The following is a 21,261-nucleotide window of genomic DNA, read 5'->3' on the forward strand; positions in this document are numbered from 1 at the left end:
TGAGATGCAACTGGGGAGCCAGCTCATGCTGGCTCCCTATTCGTTCGACAGCCGACGAAGGTGCGGGTTCAGCTCAGCGCTGCAGGAACTTTTCCCCAATCGCCAGCGCCGTGTGATACGGCTCCGGGTCATTGCGATTGGTCAGCATCATCACGGTGAGATGCTGTTTCGGCCAGCGGATGATCACGTTGCGGAAGCCCTGAGTTTCGCCCGAATGCCAGCGCACGTCGCCGTGGATGCGCCAGCCGAAGCCGTAGCTGTCGACGTCTTCTTCGCCAGTCACCTTGTTCTGTGCGCTGAAAGCCGCGGTGCGTGAGGCATCGGACAGCAGGCGGCGGTCATACAGCGCCGCGTCCCACTTGGCCATGTCGTCGATGGAGGAGTAGATGCCGCCGTCGCCGCGCGTGGCGCTGGTGGGGCTCTGGTCGGTGCGTGTCCAGCGGCCGTTCTCTTCGCTGTAGCCGTAGGCGCGGTGGGGCACCTCAGGGCCGCCGCGCTCGTAGAGCAGCGTATGCGTCATGCCCAGCGGCTGGAAAATGTTCCGGCGCAGGAAGTCCGGCAGCGTCTGCCCGGAGGCGCGTTCGATGATCAGGCCCAGCAGTACGTAGCCGCCGTTGCTATAGCGATACGACGTGCCCGGTGGAAAGTAGCTGCGCGGTTCGGCGGCGAGCAGTTTCAGCACGCCGGCGTCGCTGATCTGGTCGGTGGCATCGGCCGGCATCAGGTCTTCGTAGTCGATCAGGCCGCCGCTGTGATCCAGCAGCTGGCGGATGGTGATCGCGTCGTGCGCGGCGTTGAGTTCGGGCAGCCAGCGGCGCACGCGATCGTCGAGCGAGAGCTTGCCGCGTTCCGACAACAACAGGATGCCCGCGGCGGTGAACTGCTTGCTCACCGAAGCAAGCCGATAGTTCGTCTTCGGCGTGGCGACTTCGTGCGATTCGAGCACGGCCAGGCCGTAGCTCTTGCGCAGCACGGCCTTGCCGTCCTTGATCACCAGCAGCGACGCGCTCGGCACGTCACCCTGGTAGGCCTTCATCATCGCGTCGATATCGGCGGTGTCCGGCGACGCGGCACGGCTGGTCGCACACAACAGAAGGGAGAGCAGCAAGGCAAACGTGCGCATCGGTACGACCCTTGTCATCGGAAGTGGGCGATCACTGCACCGGCACGTCGTAGATCGTGTCGGGCGTGGGTTCGGGCGTCAGGGTGTAATGCCACCATTCCATGGCGTAGTTGCGGAAGCCCTCGCGTTCCATCGCGGCGCGCAGCAGTTCGCGATGGGCGTGTTGCGTCGGCGTGGCCTGCGGCGACTCGGTGTTGGCCAGCGTGCCGAAGTAGTCGAACGACGTGCCCATGTCGAGCGGCTTGCAATGCGCGTCATGCGCGTCGCACTGCGTCATCGTGAGATCGATGGTGGCGCCGCGGCTGTGGCCGGACACCGGGGCGATGTAGTCGCCGAGCAGTGCGCTCTTGTCCAGGGTGGGATAATGCTTGGGCTTGGTGCGTTGGTCGGCGAGGTCACCCGCCCAGCGCACGAAATGCGCCACGGCACGCGCCGGCCGGTAGCAGTCGAAAATCAGCAGGCCGCGGTGCTGCGCGTGCAGATCGCGCTCCACGCGCGCCAACGCCTCGGCGGCCGGCTTCAGCAGGAAACACTTGGGTGCGAGATAGCCGTCCACCGGCCTGCCGACGAAGTTGTCGCTGCCGGCGTACTTGATGTCTTCGGCGATGTCGGGTGCGAGCGAGCGGATATCCACCAGTCCGGCCTGATCGGCGGTCTTTGCGGATGACAGGGCCGGCGTGCCGTCTGCCTTCGCTTGCGTGCCGAGCAGCAGCGCGGACAGCACGAGGATGGAACGAAGGGCGCTATTCACAGCCGTGCTCCCGGTGGAATGCCAGGTCCTCGAAATCGTTGCTGAAATCGGCTTTCGGATCGACCTTGCTCATGTGCATCGCCTCGCCCGCACGCGCCGGGAAATCCATCCAGGCATCGACTTCGCCCTTGTCCCAGTGCACCAGGTAGCGTTGGCCTGCACGCATCACCGTACCCACCAGGCGCGGCGATTTGGCCGACGTGAAGCGCACGGCGCCATCTCGCGGACACAGCGTGATCGTGCCGAACCATGGGTCGCGCCACTGGCCCAGCTGTGTTGCGAGCTCCTTCACGGTTGCCGGTTGCGTGACCGGCTCAGGCGCCTTGTGCTCGGGTGCCGCCGTGTCGGCATCGAGCTTGTCGGCGTACCAGTTGGCATCGTGCGGATCGGCGGGTGCGGTGAAGTGCTTGGTGAGCGTCTCGATGAGCACGGTGCGTGCATCCTCCGCTTCGCTGTTGATCAACACCACGAAGCCGGATTGACGGTTCGGCAGCAGCACCATCGCCGAATACATGCCTGATAGCGTGCCCGTGTGCGACACGGTGAACTGGCCATCGACATCGGCGAGACGCCAGCCGTAACCGTAGGCATAAAACCGCGTGCCATCCCATTCGCGACGGTGCTTCGAGATCGGCATGGGCGTGTACGGCGTCCACACGGTCTGCCGTTGCGCCGGCGTCAACCAGGCGAGTTGCGCGGGTGTGGGCACCAGCCAGTTGCGCGCCCACGTCAGCATGTCGTCGAGGCTGCAGCGCACACCGCCCGCCGCAGCGGAGGTAATGTCAGGCACGATCGCATCGTCCGCGTTGAGGACCACGTTGTGGCCGTCCTCGTAGGCGTGCGGTTGCGCGACATTGCCCACGGCATCGCGGTTCCATGGGCCGATCTGGCAGCGCGAAAGGCCGAGCGGCTCGAACAACTCGCGGCGCAGCAGCTTGTCGTAACTGTCGTGCCCCGCTGCCGCGGCCACTTCGCCCGCGATCACATAGAGCAGGTTGTCGTACGCATAGCCCGCACGAAAGCTGTAGGCCGGCTTGAGATAGGCGAGACCGTGGAGGATGTCCTGCCGAGTGAACGCGTTGGGCTCGGGCCACAGCATCAGGTCGCCCGCGCCTTCGCGCAGGCCGCTGCGATGTGTCAGCAGGTCGCCCACCTGCATGTGTTCGGTGACCCAGGGGTCGTTCATGCGGAAGCTGGGCAGGTATTTGCGCACCGGGTCGTCCCAGTGCAGCTTGCCCTCCTGCACGAGGCGCGCGAGCAGGGTGCTGGTCATCGCCTTGCTGTTGGAGGCGATCTTGAACAGCGTGTTTTCGTCGATGGCTTCGCCGGTACCCGCGCGGCGCTCACCTTTCGTGCGCATGTAGACGACCTTGCCGTGGTCGATCACGCCCACGGCGACGCCGGCGAGGTGATAACGCGCGGCCACCGTATCGACGATGGCATCGAGCTTGGGGTCCGGCTGGGTGGCGAACGCCGACGTGGCAAGCGTGGCGCCCAGCAGCGCGGCGACCACGCGCCGCGCGCCCGTACGACGCGCGGCGCTACGGTCAGCGCTTCCCATGGTTTGCCGTGGCGTGCTGTTCCACCTCGCCCCACACGCGCAGCAGGTTGCCGCCCCAGATCTTGGCGATGTCCTGGTCGCTGAAGCCGGCGCGTCGCAGTGCGGCGGTGAGATTGCGCGTCTGCGTCGCGTCGTTCCAGCCGGCCAGGCCGCCACCGCCGTCGAAATCCGAGGCGATGCCCACGTGATCGATGCCGGCGACGTCGACGATGTGCTTGACGTGCTTGACGTAGTCATCGACGGTCGGTGGCGGGAGCGCTGCATCGATGCGCTTCATGCCTTCGATGTAGGCGGGCAGGTACTCGTGCTTCTCGCTGTCGAATTCCTTGTCGCCGGCCTGCTTGGCAATCTGCGCTTGCAGCGCCTTCTGCGCCAGCTGGCGCGCCGGATCGAGCCGGATGAAATCCTGCACGCCGACGACCTGGATCACGCCGCCCTTGGCGGCGATGGCGCGCAACAATTCATCGGACAGGTTGCGCGGGTGATTGTCGAGCGCACGCGCCGCCGAATGCGAGGCGATGATGGGCGCGGTGGACAGGGCCAGCACGTCGCGTACGCATCGGTCGGAGGAATGCGAGACGTCCACCATGATGCCCAGCTCGTTGTCGCGCTTGACCACGTCGCGGCCGAAATCGGTGAGGCCGTATTCGGGCAGCGGCGTATCGCCCAGGCTCGCTTCCGGCGTCGAGCTGGTGCACAGGTCGTTGTTGCCCATGTGCGCCAGGCCTACGTAGCGAGCGCCGCGTTTGTACGCCTCGTCGAGGTTCTTGATGTCGTGTCCCAGCGAATAGCCGTTCTCGACACCGATCATTGCCGACAGCTTGCCCGCGGCCTTGTTCGCGCGCACCTGCGCCGGCGACGTGGCCATCGCGATGCGGTCGGGATAGGTGTGCACCATCAGGTCGATGGCGTCGTACTTCTGTTTCGCCTGTTCCATCGCATGCTTGTAGCCTTCCGGCGTCAGCGGGCCTTGCTCGACGTAGACGATGAAGAACACGGCGTCGAGGCCGCCGCGCTTCATCTTGTCCAGGTCGACCTGCAGCGGCGTTTGCTTGCCCACGTCGAAGCGCGGGTCATGCATCAGGCCGAACGGGATGTCCACATGGGTGTCGAGCGTGATCGGCGGATCCTGCTGTGCGGCGGATGCGGTGCCGCCGAAGGCCAGTGCAAGGACGATCGCACTAACAAGAATGTTAAAACGCTTCATGCCGTCTCCCAATGTCGGGCCGGCTGCTCGCCGGCGATCATGTCTTCGAAGCTTTGGCGTTGGCGCACCACGGCGTAGCGGCCCCGGTCGAGCAGCACTTCGGCGGCAAGAGGGCGCGAGTTGTACGTGGACGACATGGACGCGCCGTAGGCGCCGGTGGTGCGGATCATCAACAGGTCGCCCGCAACGCACTCGGGCATGGCGCGACCGCGGGCGAAGGTATCGCCGGTCTCGCAGACAGGACCCACGATGTCGTATTCGGTCATCGTTCGCGTCTCCCCATGTACGGGCACGATGTCATGCCAGGCATCGTACAGGCTCGGACGCAGCAAGTCGTTCATGGCGGCATCGAGCACCAAAAACTTGCGATGCTCGCCGTGCTTGACGCGAATGACCCGCGTGAGCAGCACGCCGGCCTCGGCGACCAGGTAACGGCCAGGCTCGAACAGCAGGCGACCCTTGAAGCCTTCGAGTGCCGTGCGCACCACACTCACATAGGCGGCCGCGTCCACCGGATGGTCGTGTCCTTCGCGATAGCGCACGCCCACGCCGCCGCCGACGTCGATGCTGGCGATGGCATGGCCCGCCGCCTCCAGCTCGCGCCAGAACTGCGCCACGCGCCGGAAGGCCTCGCGGTAGGGTTCGAGGCTGAGGATCTGCGAGCCGATGTGCACGTGCAGGCCATCCAGTTGCACATGGCTCAGCGACGCTTTTTCGGCGAACCAGCGTCGGGCTTCCTCGATGCTGACGCCGAACTTGTTCTCGGCCTTGCCGGTGGAAATCTTCGCGTGGGTGAGGGCATCCACGTCGGGGTTGATGCGCACCGCGGCATGCGCGGTGATGCCAATGGAAGCCGCGAGGCGTTGCAGGGTCAGCAGTTCGTCATGCGATTCCACGTTGAAACGCAGGATCCGGGCGGCCAGCGCTTCGGCTATTTCCTGTTCGCTCTTGCCGACCCCGGAAAACACGATGCGCTCGGGCGGAATGCCTGCGCGCAACGCGCGCCACAGCTCGCCCGAGGAAACGATATCGGCGCCCACGCCATGCTCGTGCATCAGGTTGAGGATGGCGAGGCTGGAATTGGCCTTCACCGCATAACAGATCAGCGCATCCGTGCCGTGCAGAGCGCGCTGGAGCGAGCTGATCCGGTCGCGGATGGCGCTGGCGGAGTATGCGTGGAACGGCGTGGGCAGATGGCCTGCCAACGCCTGAAGGTCGACGCCGTCGAAGCGCGACGCGGTACGGATGTCTTGCGCAATGGCGTCGATATTCATGTTTGGCCTCAATCAAAAAACGGCAGCCCACACGAAGTGGGCTGCCGGCGGGGACGGTCAAATCAGAAATCGACCGATACGGTGAGTTGAGCAAAACGTGGTTGCTGGAAACGGAGTGGTTGCTTGAAGGTGGAACTGGTGCTGTTGGAAATGGTGGTCTGCAGGTCCTGGTCCACGGCGATGGTCTGTTGTTCGTTGAACAGGTTGTACACGGCAAACTTCACCCGCAGCTGGCCTTTGTCGCCCAGCGGGCGCAGGTAGGTGAGGCTGGCGCCGAGGTTGTAGGTCCACGGCATGCGGCCGTACTTGCCGCGCGGCGAGGACTGGTAGACCCGGTCCTCGGACCGCGGCGAATCGCAGTTCGCCACGCAGATGTAATAGCTGTGGTAGTTGGTGTCGTCGTACGGATTGCCCACGCCGAAGCCGGTGATCGGGCCGCCGGAAGCGATGTTGAGGTCGCCGCCCACCTGCCAGTTCGGCGTGATGGCGTAGGTGCCGCGCATCTTGATCTGATGACGACGATCGTTGGGCAGGTAGCCGTCGCCACCGAAGTTCACCCATGGATTGTCGAAATTCTCGGTGCGGCCGGTATCGTCGAAGTCGGTATCCGAGTTGACCGGACCTTCCGCGTTGCCGCGGTTCCACGAGAGCACGTACGAGGCATTGAAGGCCCACTTGTCGTCCCATGCGCGGTCGATCTGGAACTCCAGCGCGGTGTACGTGCGCTTGGGCTTCACCCAGCCGCGCTGGCCGAGATAGTTGCCGTCGGCGTCATACATCGCCCAGCCTTCCTTCGAGGTATCCACGGTGACCCAGCCGTCCGGCGTGCCGTCGCAGTTGGTGTCGCCCCAGACGGTGTTCTTCTTGCCCGGGTTGCCCATCACCCAGCCGATATAGCCGTCCGGGCCGCATTTGCCGGTGGCGCTGATCTCCATGTCGTCGATCGCGTTGTGCAGCTTGCGGTAGGTGCCGTTGACGCCCCACGACCACTTGTCGTTGATCATCTGCTGGAAGCCCAGGATCAGCTCGTCCTGGTACACCTGGTCCATGTTCTTGTTCACTTCCGAACGCAGGTCGCCCACGGTGCCGTTGCCCTGCGACGTGTCCACGCCACCGAGCTGCGGTCCGAGGACGGGCATGGCGTACTGGTTGCCGTTGGCGTCGGTCAGCGTCTGCCAGCCGCCGAACGCGTAGTAGGTGCGCTCGTCCAGCAGGCCGCCGGCCTGCTTGATGTTGATGACGTTGGCGACGGGCAGGTAGTAGCGGCCGAGGTTGCCGTAGATCTTGGTGGTGCCGTCACCCTTCATGTCCCACGAGAAGCCGAAGCGCGGCGCCCACATGTTGTCCATCTTGATGTAACTGTGGCCGGCCGAATCCATGTTGTCGAAGCCATCGCGGCGGATGCCGGCGTTCAACAGCAGGTTGGGCGTGACCTGCCAGTTGTCTTCGAGGTAGAAGGCATCGTTGGTGGTGTCGAAGTTGCCGGAGATCTCGTAGCGACGTGCGCGCACGTAGCCGTTGTATCCCGCGGGGATGACGCCGCCGCCGTTGGGGTTGGGAATCGAAGAGCCCGGCGTGGCGGCATACACGTTGTAGTAGATCGCGCCCGGACCCGGGTAGCGACGCGCGTAATCGGAATCATCGTCCTCGTGGTCGTAACCGAAGCGCAGCAGGTGGTCGCCCAGCTTCCACTCGAAGTCGGCGCGGCCTTCCTTGCGCAGGTCGTTGCGCTTGGAAACGGAGGTGCTGGTGGTGCAGCCCAACGGCACGCCCGGCTTGGCGACGGCGTTCTCGGCGGCGACGTGGTTGCACTCGATGTCGGCCAGGGAACGGGTGAACGACTCGCGGCGGTTCTCGCCGTACAGCACCTTCATCGACAGGTTGTCGGTGAAGTAGTTGGTGTAGGTCAGCGACCAGTTCTTGCCGCCGGTATCGGTGTAGATCTCGTTGGTCTTGGCGCCGATGGTGTCGGTGTCGTAGTCGTAGTTGTAGACCGTGCCGGTGTTCTTGTCCTTGTCCGAGAAGGCCATCAGCGAGAGCAGGTTGCTGTCGTTGATGCGCCAGTCGATCGTGGTGCCCCAGAAGCCCGGGTTGGCGCGGTTGCTGGTGAGCGCCGTGCCTTCGTCATTGGTGTTGCGGGGCGACTCGCCGCGTGCTTCGTACATGGCGAAGAAGAACAGCTTGTCCTTCACGATGGGGCCCGACGCCCACACGTTCGTCTTCATCAACGAATCGCGATCCTTGCTGGCGGTGAGATAGCGGTCGCCGTTGCTGTCGTAGCGGTCCTTCGCCTCCGAATGCCATGCGCCCGGTTCCATGGTCAGTTCCACACCGCTGTGGAATTCATTGGTGCCCGAGCGCGCCACCGCGTTGATCACGCCACCGGTGGTGCGGCCGAACTCCACCGAGTAGCCGCCGGTCTTGACCTGGAATTCCTGGTAGAAGTTGAACGGCGCTTCGGAATAGCCGTTGCGGTTGTAGAAGTCGGTGACGTTGAGGCCGTTCACATAGATGGCGTTCTCCGCCACCGACGAACCGCCGAACGACAGGCCGCCGAACGACGAGGCGCCCTTCACCACGCCCGGCGCGAGCTGCGCGACGGAGGCGAGCGTCTGGTCCACCGGCAAGCGGCGCAGTTCTTCGCGCGAGATGTTGACGGCCGACTCGGTCGAGGTGACGTCCACCGCGGTGATGATGGCCGTGCCGGTCACGTTCACCGCATCGAGGTTCTGCGCGTTGCCGCCGAGGTTCACGGTGGTGGCGTTGCCCAGCGTGACCGTCACGTTGGCCGGCGCGACGAGTTCCTTGCCGTCCTTGGCGACCGAAAGCACGTAGTCGCCCACCGGCAGGAACGGAATGCGATAGTTGCCCTTGGCATCGGCGGTCACCGTGCGCGAGAAACCGGTCTGCGCATTGTTGATGGTGACCACGGCGCCGGCTTCGGTGTGTCCCACCACCGTGCCGTCGTTATTACCTGCGTGCGCCTGGGGCGCGGCCATCGAGGCCAGCCCAAGTCCAAGCGCCATGCACAGCACGGTCCTTCGAAAATATCGACTGCCCATCTCCCCGTCTCCCCCGGTTCTTGCCGTCGTTGATGTAAAAGCGGCTTATCCGCCGGTGCGCTCTGGCACGGGCAGCAGCTGCCAAGTGAAGTCGTAGTCCCACTGGTCGAAGTACAAATTGCCGCCACGCCATTCGAGTTCGCCGCGTTGCGAGTCCACCGTCTCGGAGCGGAAGTGCTGCTTGGGCGGCACGAAGGGTTGGCTGAAATCGCTGTTGAAGGCGATGCGGTAGGCGTCGAGTCCGCCCAGGTAGAACCATTGCAGGGCCGGGTCGTCACCCGTGCCCGGATGCAGCTGCCCGAAGGTCACGTCCATCGGCACCCAGCCGTAGGGCGCGAGGTAGAGCTGGCCCCAATCGTGGATGTTGTTGTACTTGCCGTCGGAGAAGATCCAGCCCGATTGCCAGCGGGCCGGGATGCCGTTGAGGCGCAGCAGCGTGATCAGCAGCATGGTCTGCTGGCCGCAATCGCCGTGCCCCGCATGCAGCGTGTAGTCGCTGAGGTTGCTGATGGTCGAGTACTCGCGCGCGCCGGCCCAGGGAATCTGGTCCACCGCGGCGAACAGCTTCTGTGCGATGCGATAAGGGTTCTTCTCGTTGCCGACGATCTTGCGCGAGAACGCGCGCAGGTCGTCGGTGAACACGATGTGCGGCGCGCGTTCTTCCACGAACGGCTTCAGCTCGGTCGTGAGCTTCGGCGCCACCACCTTGTTGGCGTCGATCTCGTGGTACTGCGCGTAGATGGTGAGTTCGTAGGTGACGGCAAAAGTGGTCGGCTTGCCGGCCTCGGCCTTCTTTTCCAGGTACGCCGTGCGCTGCATGGTCGACGCCGGCGCCACGTTCGCACCGGACGGCTGGCTGTCGACCAGCCGCACCTGCTCCTGCTGGCCAGGCAGTTCCCGCGGGAAGGGCAGCCAGGCGCGGATGGTTTCGCCGGCCGGCACCGCATCCGCGTTGACCGTCACCGTTTCGGTCACGCGCACGTGGTTGGGCGTGACGCTGGTGCGATGCGTGGCGAGCGCTTCGGCGCGCGCGGCGCGATGGTGTTCGTTGAGCGTTTCCATCGGGTCGTCGTTCGACGGCGATGGCTTGCTGCGACGTGATGCGGCTTCCTTGCTGAGCAGGAACAGGTTATTCGGCGCGCGCTTGAAATAGAGCGTGCGTCCGTCGATCACCATGTGTTCGAGCAGGCCCTGCCGATCCCAGCGGGTGAATTCGGCATCGCTGAGGTCGGGCACCTGCTTGCGGATGCGTGCCTTGGCGGCTTCGGCATCCAGCGTGAAGTCGATCAGGATGCGACGCATGCGCTCGCGCTGGAACAACAGTTCATCGCGTGTGCCTGCCGGAAGCCCGGGCTCGGCCAGCGCCTTCGTAATGTCAGCGTCAGCCGACTTGAACTGCCCCGCATCAATGAGCGCGATGGCATGCTGCACGGGTGAGGGAGGGGGCACTGGGTCGGTATCGGCACGGGATGCGCCGACAGCCAGCAGACAGGCAAAGGCAAGCGCGGCCGGCAAGGCGCGACGAGCCTGCAAGGACATGGATGATCGAGCCATCTTCACTGCAACTCCCCTCGCAAGAAATGGCGACACCGCCGCTGTGTAGCATGCTTGCAATCGGTGGTCAATAATTTATGCTTCGACCGAAACCTGTCTGAATTAGATATTCCATGACAGGCGATCAGGGGAACCAGAGGGGACGCATGATCCACACGGCCTGGCCTTATCTCGCTGTCATGTTGCTGGCGGCGGGCCTGTTTCCCGCCTTGGAGCGGCGTTTCAAGTGGCGGTTTTTCGAAGTGCTGCCGCCCATCGTTCTCACCTATCTGCTGGTAACCGCGCTGGCGGTCACCGGGCTGTGGCAGGTGAACGAGGAGATCCGCGCCACGCAGACCCTGTTGATCGGGCACATGGTGCCGGCCCTGCTGTTCCTGCTGATGATCAATTGCGACCTGCTCGCGATCCTTCGGCTGGGGCCGCGTGTTCTTGCGGTGTTCTTCGTCACGATGATCTGCCTGTTCGTGGCCTTCATCGCGACCTTCCTGGTGTTCCGCTACTGGCTGTCGGGCAATGCCTGGCAACCCCTGGCGGCGCTTTCCGGCAGTTGGGTCGGCGGAACGGCCAACATGGTGGCGGTGAAGCAGGCCATCGGTATGCCGGATCGGCTGCTGGCCATGTCATTGCTCACCGACGCGCTGTGCTACTCCATGTGGGTGGTGGTGCTGTTCGGCCTGGGCCGCCTGGCGACGAGCTTCAACCGCTGGACGCGCGCCAAGTCCAGCGCGGACATGGTGGTCGAAGAGGCTCGCAGCCATGGTCCGACCACGCCGGAGAACGTCTTGCTGTGGCTGGGCATGGCCCTGCTGGTGGGCGCCTTCTCGGCGTGGCTCGCCGATCGCCTGCCCACCACCGACATGGTCTCGCCCACCACCTGGACCATCATGCTCGCCACCGGCTTCGGGCTGGTCGCGGCGCAGACGCCGCTGTCGCGTTTCGCCGGCGCCAACACGATCTCCAGCGCCATGCTGATCAGCGTGGTGGCCGTGCTGGCCTCGCAGAGCAACTTCGAGGGCATCGGTTCGGCGCCGCTCTACCTGATGTGTGGCATCAGCATCATCGCGATCCATGCGGTGCTGCTGGCACTCGCCGCACGCGTGTTCCATTTCGATCTCTACCTGTGCGGCATCTCCTCGCTCGCCTGCATCGGCGGCGTGGCGGCGACGCCCATTCTTGCGGCCAGCTATTCGCGCTCGCTGGTGCCGGTGGGCATCCTGCTGGCGCTGCTCGGCTATATCCTCGGTACCGCGTTCGGTCTGCTGGTGGCGTCGGTGATGTCGTCGCTGGCCATTGCATAGGAAACCATCATGCGATTCATGCCCAGCGTTGCACTTGCCGTCGCCAGTCTCGTCGCCGCACCGGCCATGGCCGACAAGGGGCCCGACACGGTCCCCGTGCCGCCTTCGGGCGTCGTCGGCATCAGCAACAACGCGATGCTCACTCCGGATTTCTGGATCAAGCAGCTGGCGCAGCCCGATCGCGTGCTGCTGGATCCCGCGGCGATCCAGGCGCAAAACGCCAGGTTGCTGCAGGTCGACCCTTCCATGCACGACCTGAAGGCGCTGCCGGCGGCGCTCGATCGCGCGAAGGTGGAGGGCTGGATCAAGGACCTGTCGCAGTACCCCTCCAAGCCGCTATATGACGTGAACGGCAAGCCGGTGCCTGCGACGCTCAAACAGGAAGTCACCGACCAGCTCGCGCTCGATCGCGTGCCCGCGCAGCAACCCACGCGTTACGGCCTGGTGGTGCAGCGCGCTGCGCTGCGCACCTTCCCCACCGACCTGCGGGTGTTCACTTCCGTTGACGATCACGACATCGATCGTTTCCAGGAGACGGCGGAGTTTCCTGGAACGCCGGTGGTGATCGCGCATGAAAGCCGCGACGGCCAATGGTTGTTCGTGGTGAGCCCGCGCTATGCCGCGTGGACGCGCCACGAAAATGTTGCCGAAGGTTCTTCCGCCGAAGTGTTCGGTTATGCGGGCAAGACGCCGCTGCGCATCGTCACCGGCGACAACGTCGCCACGGTGTTCACCCCCGAGCAGCCTGGCGTGTCGCAGCTGCAGCTGGACATGGGCGTCGCGGTGCCGGTGTTGTCGGATCATCCGGCCGACCAGCCGGTGAACGGGCAATCGCCGTATGCCTCCTACGTGGTGGAGCTGCCACTGCAGGGCGCCGAGGGCAAGCTCGCGTTCTCGCCCGCATTGGTGCAGCGCCTGGCCGACACCGGCGACGCCTACCTGCCGTTGACGGAAGCCAACATCATCCGCCAGGGCTTCAAATTCCTCGGCGAACGCTATGGCTGGGGCCATGCCTACGACGGACGCGACTGCAGCGGATTCGTGTCGGACGTCTATCGAAGCATGGGTGTGCAGATGCCGCGCAACACCAGCAAGCAGGCGATCAGCCCCGGGCTGACCCATCAGGCATTCACCGACAAGGACAGCCACGACGCGCGCATGAAGGCCGCGCTGGCGCTGAACGTGGGCGACCTGGTCTATATCCCCGGCCACGTGATGATGGTGATCGGCAAGCTCAACGGCGCGCCCTATGTCATCCACGACACGGGTGGCATCAGCTACCTCGATGGCAGCGGCGCGATGCGCCGCGTGAAGCTCAACGAAGTGTCGGTGACGCCGTTGTTGCCGCTGATGTGGGACAGCAAGCACAGCTACGTCGACCGCATGACCAGCATCGTGCACGTCCACCCGTAATGGCTGCGGCCACCTCCATTCTCCCTTTCGAAGACAGGAAGCCTCCGAGTCTCATGAAGATCACCGACATCCAGTTCGGCATGCTGCGGGTGCCCTTGAAGACACCCTTCAAGACGGCGTTGCGCACCGTGGGCACGGTCGAAGACATCGTGGTGATGGTGCACACCGATACCGGCCACGTCGGCTACGGCGAAGCGCCGGCCACGGCCGTCATCACCGGCGACACGCATGGATCGATCGTCGACGCGATCCGCCATTACATCGCGCCGCGTCTGATCGGCCAGGACATCGCCGACCTCAACCGGCTCACCCAGCTGATCCAGAGTTCGATGGAGAAGAACACCAGCGCCAAGGCCGCGGTGGAAATCGCCATCTACGACCTGTGGGGCCAGCTCTACAACGCGCCGCTGTACAAGCTGCTCGGCGGTGGCGACCCGGTGATCACCACCGACATCACCATCAGCGTGGACTACATCGACAAGATGGTCGCCGATTCCATCAGTGCGGTGGAGCGCGGCTTCGAGTCGCTGAAGATCAAGGTGGGCAAGGACATCGGCGTTGACATCGAGCGCGTCAAGGCCATCTATGCTGCGGTGGAGAACCGCGCGCTGCTGCGCCTGGACGCCAACCAGGGCTGGACGGCCAAACAGGCCGTCTATGCACTGCAGACGCTGGAAGACGCCGGCGTGCGGCTGGAGCTGGTGGAACAGCCGGTGAAGGCGCGCGACCTGGAAGGCATGCGCTATGTCACCGAGCGCGTGCACACGCCGATCATGGCCGACGAAAGCGTGTTTGGCCCGATGGAAGTGATCGACCTGATCCAGATGCGCGCGGCCGACATCATCAACATCAAGCTGATGAAGACCGGCGGCATCTCCAACGCCATCCGCATCGCCGACATCGCCGCGATGTACGGCGTGGAATGCATGATCGGCTGCATGCTGGAGACGAGCATCAGCGTGGCGGCCGCGGTGCATGTCGCGGTGGCCAAGTCGGCGGTGATCACCAAGGTGGATCTGGACGGCCCCTCGCTGTGCCAGTACAACCCCATCGACGGGGGCGTGATCTTCAACGAGTCGGAGATCTCGGTCACCGACGCGCCCGGATTGGGAATCCGGGAGATCCGTGGCCTGGAAAAACTGAGCGACTGACATGTCATCCCTGGTGAAAATCCGCTCCGAGCGCGACCAGATGTCGGCGGTCGAGCGGCGCATCGCCGATTTCATCCTGGAAAACGCCCAGTTGCTGCGCGACTACTCCTCGCAGCAACTGGCGAACGCGCTGGGCATCAGCCAGTCCAGCGTGGTGAAGTTCACGCAGAAGCTGGGCTTCAAGGGCTATCCCGACCTGAAATACTCGGTGGGCGAGGCGATTGCCCGCGCGGACAATGGCGACGCGGGCGAGATCGCCACCGACCTGCGCGGCGGCGAAACCGAGCTGCGCGCCAACGAGCTCTGGCGGCGCAAGTCCGAGGCCGAAGAGGAAACCCGCCTGATCAATGCGCCCAAGACGCTGCAGGCCGTGGCCGATGCCATTGCGGCGGCAGGCTGCAAGGGCAAGGTCTTCATGATCGGCCTGGGCGACGACGACATCTATGCACGCAGCTTCGCCTTGCGCCTGTCGCTGCTCGGCATTCCGAGCGTGCACAACTTCGATGCGCCGCGCATGGCCGCGAGCGTGTCGGCCGCGGGCGCGGGCGACGTGCTGCTGGTGTTCTCCGAGCACGGCAGCCACCAGGCGCTGTGCAAGATCGGCCGCTTCTTCCGTGAGCGGCGTGGACTGCTGATCTCCGTAACTCGCCATACCTCCAACCCGCTGCGCGCACTTGCCGATCTCGCGCTGCTGGTCTCGGCACACGACGATCGCCCGTACATCCAGCCGGTGTTGTACCAGTCCGCGCTGCAGCACCTGCTCGATCGCGTCTTCGTGCAATTGTGCGAAGGCGACGAGCAGCGCCACGTTCAGTTGCTGGCGAACCTGGAACGCGTCCAGCAAGCACTCGAACCGTAGTCATCCGTAGCGAAACCGGGGTCCCATGAAGCCTGTGCATCGCCATTCCCTTCTCCACGCCATGTTCGTGCTGGGCGTGGGCGCCGCGGCCTACGTCGCCGGACAGGCGTCCGCCGCGCAGGCCGACGCCAACTGGCATCAGTCGAAGCAGATGGTGCTGGTGGTCACCCCGGACTGGAACGCCGATCACGGCGTGCTGCGCACCTACGAGCGCAAGGACAATACGTGGCAGGCCGTCGGCACCGCGCAGGATGTCACCGTCGGACGGTCGGGCGCGGCCTGGGGGCTGGGTCTCAACGGCCCGCAGACCGAGGGGCCGCAGAAGCACGAAGGCGATGGCCGTGCCGCTGCGGGCGTGTTCCGCATCGGTCCGGTGTTCGGTTATGCCGACCATGCGGATACCCGCATGCCTTACCAGGCGATGCAGATGAGCGACTGGTGCGTCGATGTCGACGGTTCGCCGTACTACAACCAGATCGTCGATGCGAACAAGGTGGGCGAGAAGGCCGTCGCCGGTTCCAGCGAGCCGATGCGTCGCGATCTTCATCTGGATGGCGACCAGCGCTACAAGCTCGGCTTCGTGATCGAGCAGAACGCACAAGGCAAGGCCGGCAACGGCAGCTGCATCTTCGCGCATCTTTGGAAATCACCCACCGACGCCACCGCCGGCTGTACGGCGATGCCGGAATCGGCCATGCGCGGACTGCTGGCCTGGTTGAAACCGGAAGACCAGCCCGTATTCGTGTTGTTGCCGCAGGACGCCTATCGGCGTCTCGCCGCGACCTGGCATCTGCCCGTATGGGGCAAGCAGCCTTGAGCGCGACGACGCGGGTGTTGATCGGCCTTGCGCTGGGCGCCCTGGGCGGCCTGGCGCTGGCGGCGTGGCAACCCGACCATGCGGTGCAGGTAGCCAATGCGGTACAGCCGTTTGGACGCCTGTGGCTCAACGCGTTGCAGATGACGGTGGTGCCGCTGGTGTTCGCGCTGGTGGTGGTCGGCGTGAACACGGCCAGCGACGCGGCAGCATCGGGACGCATTGCGCGACGCGCGATCGTGGCCTTCATCCTGATCCTGACCGGCGGCGCCTTGTTCGCCGCAGCCGCGGCTCCTCGCCTGTTCTCGCTGTTTTCGCACAACGCCGGACTGACCCGCGCACTGGAAAGCGCAGTCGCTACGCACGCGCCGACGACGGCCACGGGCGTGGGCTGGGCGGAATGGTTCAACGGCATCGTGCCTTCCAACGCCATCATGGCCGCGGCGCAGAGCGCGATGCTGCCGCTGGTGGTGTTCGCGTTGTTCTTCGGCTTCGGGCTCACCCGCATCGACGCGGAGCGACGGCAGCTGGTGATCCATTTCTTCCAGGCCATCGCCGACACCATGATCGTCGTCGTGCGCTGGGTGCTGTGGGTGGCGCCGCTGGGCGTGTTCGCGCTGATCCTGTCCGTGTGCGCGCGCGCCGGCCTGCACATGCTCAGCGCGCTGGGCATCTATGTACTGGTGGAATGCCTGTTGTACGTGGCGGTGACGCTGCTGATGCTGCCGGTGGCGATGGTCTGGGGTGGCGAGACATTGCGCCGCTTCGTGCCGGCACTGGTGCCGGCACAGATCGTCGCGGCCAGCACGCAGTCCTCGCTCGCCTCGTTGCCCGCGATGCTGGAAAGTGCGGAGCGCCGGCTCGGCTATCCCGCGCAGGTCAATGCGCTGGTGTTGCCCATGGCGGTGAGCCTGTTCCGACTGACCAGCCCGGTGCAGTACGTGGTGTCTGCCTGCTTCATCGCCTGGGCCTACGGTATCGAGGTGAGCGCGGCCCAGCTCGCCGCGGCGGCCTTGCTGGCCGTGGTGATCAGCCTGGGCTCGGTGGGATTGCCGGGCGCCGTGAGCTTCATGGCGACCAACCTGCCGGTGGCGCAGGCCATGGGAGTGCCGGTCGGCCCGCTCGGCCTGATGCTCGCCGTCGATGCACTGCCTGATGCGTTGGCCACCCTGGGCAACGTCACGGCCGACCTTACCGCCACCAGCGTGGTGGCGCGCCAATCTGCTGCGGAAACTGCATGAGCACGATCACGGAAGCTGATGTCATCGTCATCGGTGCCGGCATGGCCGGCGCTTCGGTCGCCTACTTCCTGGCGCCCCACGCACGCGTGGTGGTGCTCGAGCGCGAGCAGCACGCCGGCGTGCATTCCACCGGCCGCTCCGCCGCCTTGTTCTCCGAGACCTATGGCTCGGCACAGGTGCGCGCGCTGTCGCGGGCCACGCGGCCATTCCTGGAGCGTCCGCCCGAAGGCTTCGCCCAGCATCCGATCCTGTCGCCGCGTGGCACGGTGATCATCGGCAGCAGCGAGCAGGCGGGCGCCGTGCAGGCGATGTACGAGGAGATGGCGCCGCTCGGCGATGGCGTGCGCATGGTCGACGGCGACTGGTTGCGGAGCAGGGTGCCCGTGCTGCGCCCGGAAGCGGCGGAGATCGGCTTGTTCGAACCGGGCTCCGCGGACATCGACGTCAACGAGCTGCACCAGGGCTTCCTGCGCGCGCTGCGTGCGCGGGATGGCAAGCTGCGCGTCAACGTCGCCATCCGTTCGATCGAACGCGGACCGGGCCATTGGTTCGTGGATGCTGGCGACGAAGCGTTCCGCGCACCGCTGCTGGTGAACGCCGCCGGCGCGTGGGTGGATGAAGTCGCCGCCCTTGCCGGCGTCGCCCCGATCGGCATCCAGCCCCGGCGCCGTTCGGCTTTCCTGTTCCAGCCACCGTTGGACGTGGATACCGCGCACTGGCCCTTCGTGATGGACGTGGAAGAGACCTTCTACTTCAAGCCCGATGCCGGCCTGCTGATGGGTTGTCCCGCGAACGCCGACCCGGTGTCGCCGCATGACGTGCAGCCGGAAGAACTCGACATCGCCATGGGCATCCACCGCATCGAGGAAGCCACCACGATGACCATCCGTCGGCCCACCCGTACGTGGGCGGGATTGCGTTCGTTCGTCGCCGATGGCGACCTGGTGGGAGGCTTCGCGCCGGACCGCAACGATTTCTTCTGGGTGGCGGCGCAGGGCGGCTACGGCATCCAGACCTCCGCCGCGATGGGCGAAGCCTGCGCGAACCTCGTCCTGGGACGCGCGCTGCCGGAGCATCTGCAGGCCGCCGGCGTCACCGCCGACGTGCTTGCGCCGCGGCGTCTCTCGCGATAGCACGGCGCCATCGCCAGCCCATTGCTATACGGTGTGGCTGGAAATGCCCTGCGGTTGCGGGACTTCCTCGTTGCTGACGGTCGACAACGGCACATTGGCGTTCGCGTGAGCCGTCATGCGTCGCGCCACGATATGGTCGTGGCGGCTTTCCAGGCGCTCGATGTAGCGCCGGCGCAGCTCGAGCAGCCATTCCGCATCGGTGCTGTCCAGGCCGGCGTCGCGCACGCGACGCAGGTGCTCTTCTTCCAGCGCCATCAAGCGGCGTGAATCACGCAGGCGCTGCTCCAGTTCGGCGATGACATGCATCGTGCCCCCTCCCTGTTCTTGCGGAAGGGCAGTATGCGCGCGTTCGATGACCGAGTTGTGAAGGCGGTAGGCACTTTCAGTGCAGTCGGGCGCCGAACACCACCAGCGCGGCCATGGCGGCATGCTTCTGGTCGGCACCCCATGGCGGACCGGCCCAGCGACCCAGGGACGCAATGTCTTCGGCCCATGGGCAGGCAGCGGGTTCCAGCTGGTCCAGCGCGCGCTCCGGGATCAGCCCGAGGGGCAGGCCGCAAGCGGCCACGGCGGCGGCCAGCGCATCGGGAAACAACTTTCCTTCGGCCTGATGCATGCGGATGTGCACGGCAAGAATCTGCGCGGTGGTCCAGGCCGGCATGGGCGGCGCCGTCAGCACGCTGCCGCCGGCAATGTCGTGCCCCGCCTCACGCAGCTGGCACACCCAGCGATCCACGGAGCTGGCGGAGGCTTCCCGCGCGGCGGCCATGCCGCGTTGGACCAGCGCATCGGCCTGGCTCGGCGTCATGCCCTCGGCGGCGTGATAGGGCTGCCTGGCCCAGGCGGCATCGTGCGTGGCCACGAGCTCGAGGCGTCGACGGTCGATCAGGCGCGGATGCTCGTCCTGGAGCGCCACCGCCACCGCGGCAGCCCAGCCGGAGTGCGCCTTGAACCCGATGGCGACCTTCATGGCCTCGCTCCCCATGCTGTGGCGCATGGTCTGGAAATCCGGCCTCGATATAGCACGGTCCAGGGCGAGGAAACGTCGAGGTTGCTGCAGTGCGGCGCGGGTTTGAGCACAATGCAGGTTCCGGCGCCGCCTTCGGCCCGGTTCCTGGCACTCAACCCCCATGTTGGCGTCCCCATGCTCCTGATGATCGACAACTACGACAGCTTCACCTTCAACCTCGTGCAGTACCTGGGCGAGCTAGGGCAGTCGGTGAAAGTAGTGCGCAACGATGCGCTCGATGTGGCGGGTATCCGCGCGCTCAAGCCCACGCACATCATGATCTCGCCGGGGCCGGGCACGCCGGACGACGCCGGCGTGTCGCTGGACGTGCTGAGTGAGCTCGCCGGGGAGATCCCGGTGTTCGGCGTATGCCTGGGCCACCAGGCGATCGGCCAGGTGTTCGGTGGCAAGGTGATCCGCGCCAAGCAGATCATGCACGGCAAGACCTCGCCGGTGCGCCATCGCGGGCAGGGCGTGTTCGCTGGCCTGCCGGATCCGTTCGAGGCCACGCGCTACCACTCGCTGGTGGTCGAACAGGATTCGCTGCCCGATTGCCTGGAAGTCACCGCGTGGACGGAGAATCCCGACGGCTCGATCGACGAGATCATGGGGCTGCGCCACAAGACGCTGAAGGTCGAGGGCGTGCAGTTCCATCCCGAATCGATCCTCACGCAGTACGGCCACGACCTCTTGCGCAATTTCCTGGGCCTGCCGCTGAAGCTCGCGGCATGAACGGTGCATCGACCGTCGGCCGCCGCGTCACCATCACGCCGCAGGAAGCCCTGCAACGCACGATCGAGCATCGCGAGATCTTCCATGACGAGATGATCGAGCTGATGCGTCAGATCATGCGCGGCGAAGTCAGCCCGCTGATGACCGCGGCGATCATCACCGGCCTGCGCGTGAAGAAGGAAACCGTCGGCGAGATCACCGGCGCGGCGCGCGTGATGCGCGAGCTGTCGGCCAAGGTGGAGCTGCCGGCGCACGAGCATTTCGTCGACATCGTCGGCACCGGCGGCGATGGCGCGTCGAGCTTCAACATTTCCACCGCTTCCATGTTCGTCGCCGCCGCGGCAGGCGCACGCATCGCCAAGCACGGCGGGCGCAGCGTGTCGTCCAAGTCGGGCAGCGCAGACGTGCTCGAAGCACTGGGCGCGGTGATCGACCTCTCGCCCGCCAAGGTCGCGCAATGCATGGAGGAAACCGGCATCGGCTTCATGTTCGCGCCCAATCATCATCCGGCGATGAAGGTGGTGGCGCCGGTGCGCAAGGAAATGGGCGTGCGCACGCTGTTCAACATCCTCGGGCCGCTCACCAATCCGGCCGGCGCGCCGAACATGCTGATGGGCGTGTTCCACCCCGACCTCGTCGGCATCCAGGTGCGCGTGCTGCAGCAGCTGGGCACGAAGCACGCGCTGGTGGTGTGGGGCCGCGACGGCATGGATGAAATCTCGCTGGGTGCAGCGACGCTGGTCGGCGAGCTGCGCGACGGCAACGTGCGCGAGTACGAGGTGGAGCCGGAGGATTTCGGCCTAGCCATGGCGTCCAGCCGCAACCTGCGCGTGGAAAACGCCGAGGAATCGCGCGCCATGCTGCTGGAAGCACTCGAAGGACGCCGCGGCGTGCCGCACGACATCGTCTGCCTCAATGCGGGCGCAGCGTTGTATGCGGCCAACGTGGTGGATTCCATCGCCGCCGGCATCGAGCTGGCCCGAAACACCATCGCAGCGGGCGCGGCCCGTGCGAAAATGGACGACTTCGTGGCGACGACGCGGCGTCTGGCGCAAGCCTGCTGACGCTCACGCCTTCTT

General features: G+C 65.5%; 18 protein-coding genes. 9 read left to right on the plus strand and 9 right to left on the minus strand.

What is annotated here, in order from left to right:
* Window positions 1–73: 73 nt before the first annotated feature.
* From CA260_RS02440 to CA260_RS02470, 7 genes are all read right to left on the minus strand, one after another.
* Complete coding sequence (locus CA260_RS02440) at window positions 74–1,123, minus strand: serine hydrolase domain-containing protein (protein ID WP_111980861.1); 1,050 nt, start codon at window positions 1,121–1,123, stop codon at window positions 74–76.
* Window positions 1,124–1,154: 31 nt separating this feature from the next.
* Window positions 1,155–1,874 (minus strand): M15 family metallopeptidase, encoded by a 720-nt coding sequence (locus CA260_RS02445; RefSeq protein ID WP_111980862.1) that lies wholly within the window; start codon window positions 1,872–1,874, stop codon window positions 1,155–1,157.
* A complete protein-coding gene (locus CA260_RS02450) occupies window positions 1,867–3,435 on the minus strand; it encodes a serine hydrolase (RefSeq protein ID WP_111980863.1) in 1,569 nt (522 codons plus the stop codon). The genes CA260_RS02445 and CA260_RS02450 overlap by 8 nt, the downstream gene beginning before the upstream one ends.
* The gene (locus CA260_RS02455) at window positions 3,422–4,642 is read right to left on the minus strand and encodes a dipeptidase (protein ID WP_111980864.1); all 1,221 of its coding nucleotides are present in this window, start codon (window positions 4,640–4,642) and stop codon (window positions 3,422–3,424) included. Before CA260_RS02455 ends, CA260_RS02450 begins: the two co-directional genes overlap by 14 nt.
* Complete coding sequence (lysA, locus tag CA260_RS02460; protein WP_111980865.1) at window positions 4,639–5,916, minus strand: diaminopimelate decarboxylase; 1,278 nt, start codon at window positions 5,914–5,916, stop codon at window positions 4,639–4,641. Before lysA ends, CA260_RS02455 begins: the two co-directional genes overlap by 4 nt.
* 62 nt (window positions 5,917–5,978) lie before the next feature.
* Window positions 5,979–8,942, minus strand: a complete 2,964-nt coding sequence (locus tag CA260_RS02465) for a TonB-dependent receptor (RefSeq protein WP_425479674.1) — start codon at window positions 8,940–8,942, stop codon at window positions 5,979–5,981.
* 81 nt (window positions 8,943–9,023) lie between these two features.
* A complete protein-coding gene (locus CA260_RS02470; RefSeq protein ID WP_111980867.1) occupies window positions 9,024–10,517 on the minus strand; it encodes a transglutaminase-like domain-containing protein in 1,494 nt (497 codons plus the stop codon).
* Between the two features lie 161 nt (window positions 10,518–10,678).
* On the opposite strand from CA260_RS02470, the gene CA260_RS02475 reads away from it, so the two are divergent.
* The 7 genes from CA260_RS02475 to CA260_RS02505 are packed head-to-tail and all read left to right on the plus strand — an operon-like array spanning window position 10,679 to window position 18,441.
* Window positions 10,679–11,830, plus strand: coding sequence for a DUF819 domain-containing protein (locus tag CA260_RS02475; protein WP_111980868.1), 1,152 nt, complete (start codon window positions 10,679–10,681; stop codon window positions 11,828–11,830).
* 9 nt (window positions 11,831–11,839) lie between these two features.
* Window positions 11,840–13,243: an SH3 domain-containing protein gene (locus CA260_RS02480; protein ID WP_172461701.1), complete on the plus strand. Its 1,404-nt coding sequence runs from the start codon at window positions 11,840–11,842 to the stop codon at window positions 13,241–13,243.
* 53 nt (window positions 13,244–13,296) lie between these two features.
* A complete protein-coding gene (locus CA260_RS02485) occupies window positions 13,297–14,394 on the plus strand; it encodes a dipeptide epimerase (RefSeq protein WP_111980869.1) in 1,098 nt (365 codons plus the stop codon).
* Window position 14,395: 1 nt separating this feature from the next.
* On the plus strand, window positions 14,396–15,253 hold the full coding sequence (locus tag CA260_RS02490; RefSeq protein ID WP_111980870.1) for a MurR/RpiR family transcriptional regulator: 858 nt from the start codon (window positions 14,396–14,398) through the stop codon (window positions 15,251–15,253).
* A gap of 25 nt (window positions 15,254–15,278) precedes the next feature.
* Complete coding sequence (locus CA260_RS02495) at window positions 15,279–16,070, plus strand: L,D-transpeptidase family protein (protein WP_425479675.1); 792 nt, start codon at window positions 15,279–15,281, stop codon at window positions 16,068–16,070.
* Window positions 16,067–17,308: a dicarboxylate/amino acid:cation symporter gene (locus CA260_RS02500; protein ID WP_111982969.1), complete on the plus strand. Its 1,242-nt coding sequence runs from the start codon at window positions 16,067–16,069 to the stop codon at window positions 17,306–17,308. The genes CA260_RS02495 and CA260_RS02500 overlap by 4 nt, the downstream gene beginning before the upstream one ends.
* Complete coding sequence (locus tag CA260_RS02505; protein WP_111980872.1) at window positions 17,305–18,441, plus strand: NAD(P)/FAD-dependent oxidoreductase; 1,137 nt, start codon at window positions 17,305–17,307, stop codon at window positions 18,439–18,441. Before CA260_RS02500 ends, CA260_RS02505 begins: the two co-directional genes overlap by 4 nt.
* Window positions 18,442–18,465: 24 nt before the next feature.
* Here the strand turns inward: CA260_RS02505 and CA260_RS02510 are convergent, their stop codons facing one another.
* Both CA260_RS02510 and CA260_RS02515 read right to left on the minus strand, forming a co-directional pair.
* Window positions 18,466–18,747, minus strand: a complete 282-nt coding sequence (locus tag CA260_RS02510; RefSeq protein ID WP_111980873.1) for a hypothetical protein — start codon at window positions 18,745–18,747, stop codon at window positions 18,466–18,468.
* Between the two features lie 76 nt (window positions 18,748–18,823).
* Window positions 18,824–19,411, minus strand: coding sequence for a hypothetical protein (locus CA260_RS02515; protein ID WP_146745272.1), 588 nt, complete (start codon window positions 19,409–19,411; stop codon window positions 18,824–18,826).
* 174 nt (window positions 19,412–19,585) lie between these two features.
* Between CA260_RS02515 and CA260_RS02520 the strand changes: the two genes are divergently transcribed.
* Both CA260_RS02520 and trpD read left to right on the plus strand, forming a co-directional pair.
* Window positions 19,586–20,182, plus strand: coding sequence for an anthranilate synthase component II (locus CA260_RS02520; protein ID WP_111980875.1), 597 nt, complete (start codon window positions 19,586–19,588; stop codon window positions 20,180–20,182).
* The gene (gene trpD / locus CA260_RS02525) at window positions 20,179–21,246 is read left to right on the plus strand and encodes an anthranilate phosphoribosyltransferase (RefSeq protein ID WP_111980876.1); all 1,068 of its coding nucleotides are present in this window, start codon (window positions 20,179–20,181) and stop codon (window positions 21,244–21,246) included. Before CA260_RS02520 ends, trpD begins: the two co-directional genes overlap by 4 nt.
* Window positions 21,247–21,261: the final 15 nt, after the last annotated feature.

It is taken from the genome of Dyella jiangningensis (assembly GCF_003264855.1).
Classification (GTDB): Bacteria; Pseudomonadota; Gammaproteobacteria; order Xanthomonadales; family Rhodanobacteraceae; genus Dyella; species Dyella jiangningensis_C.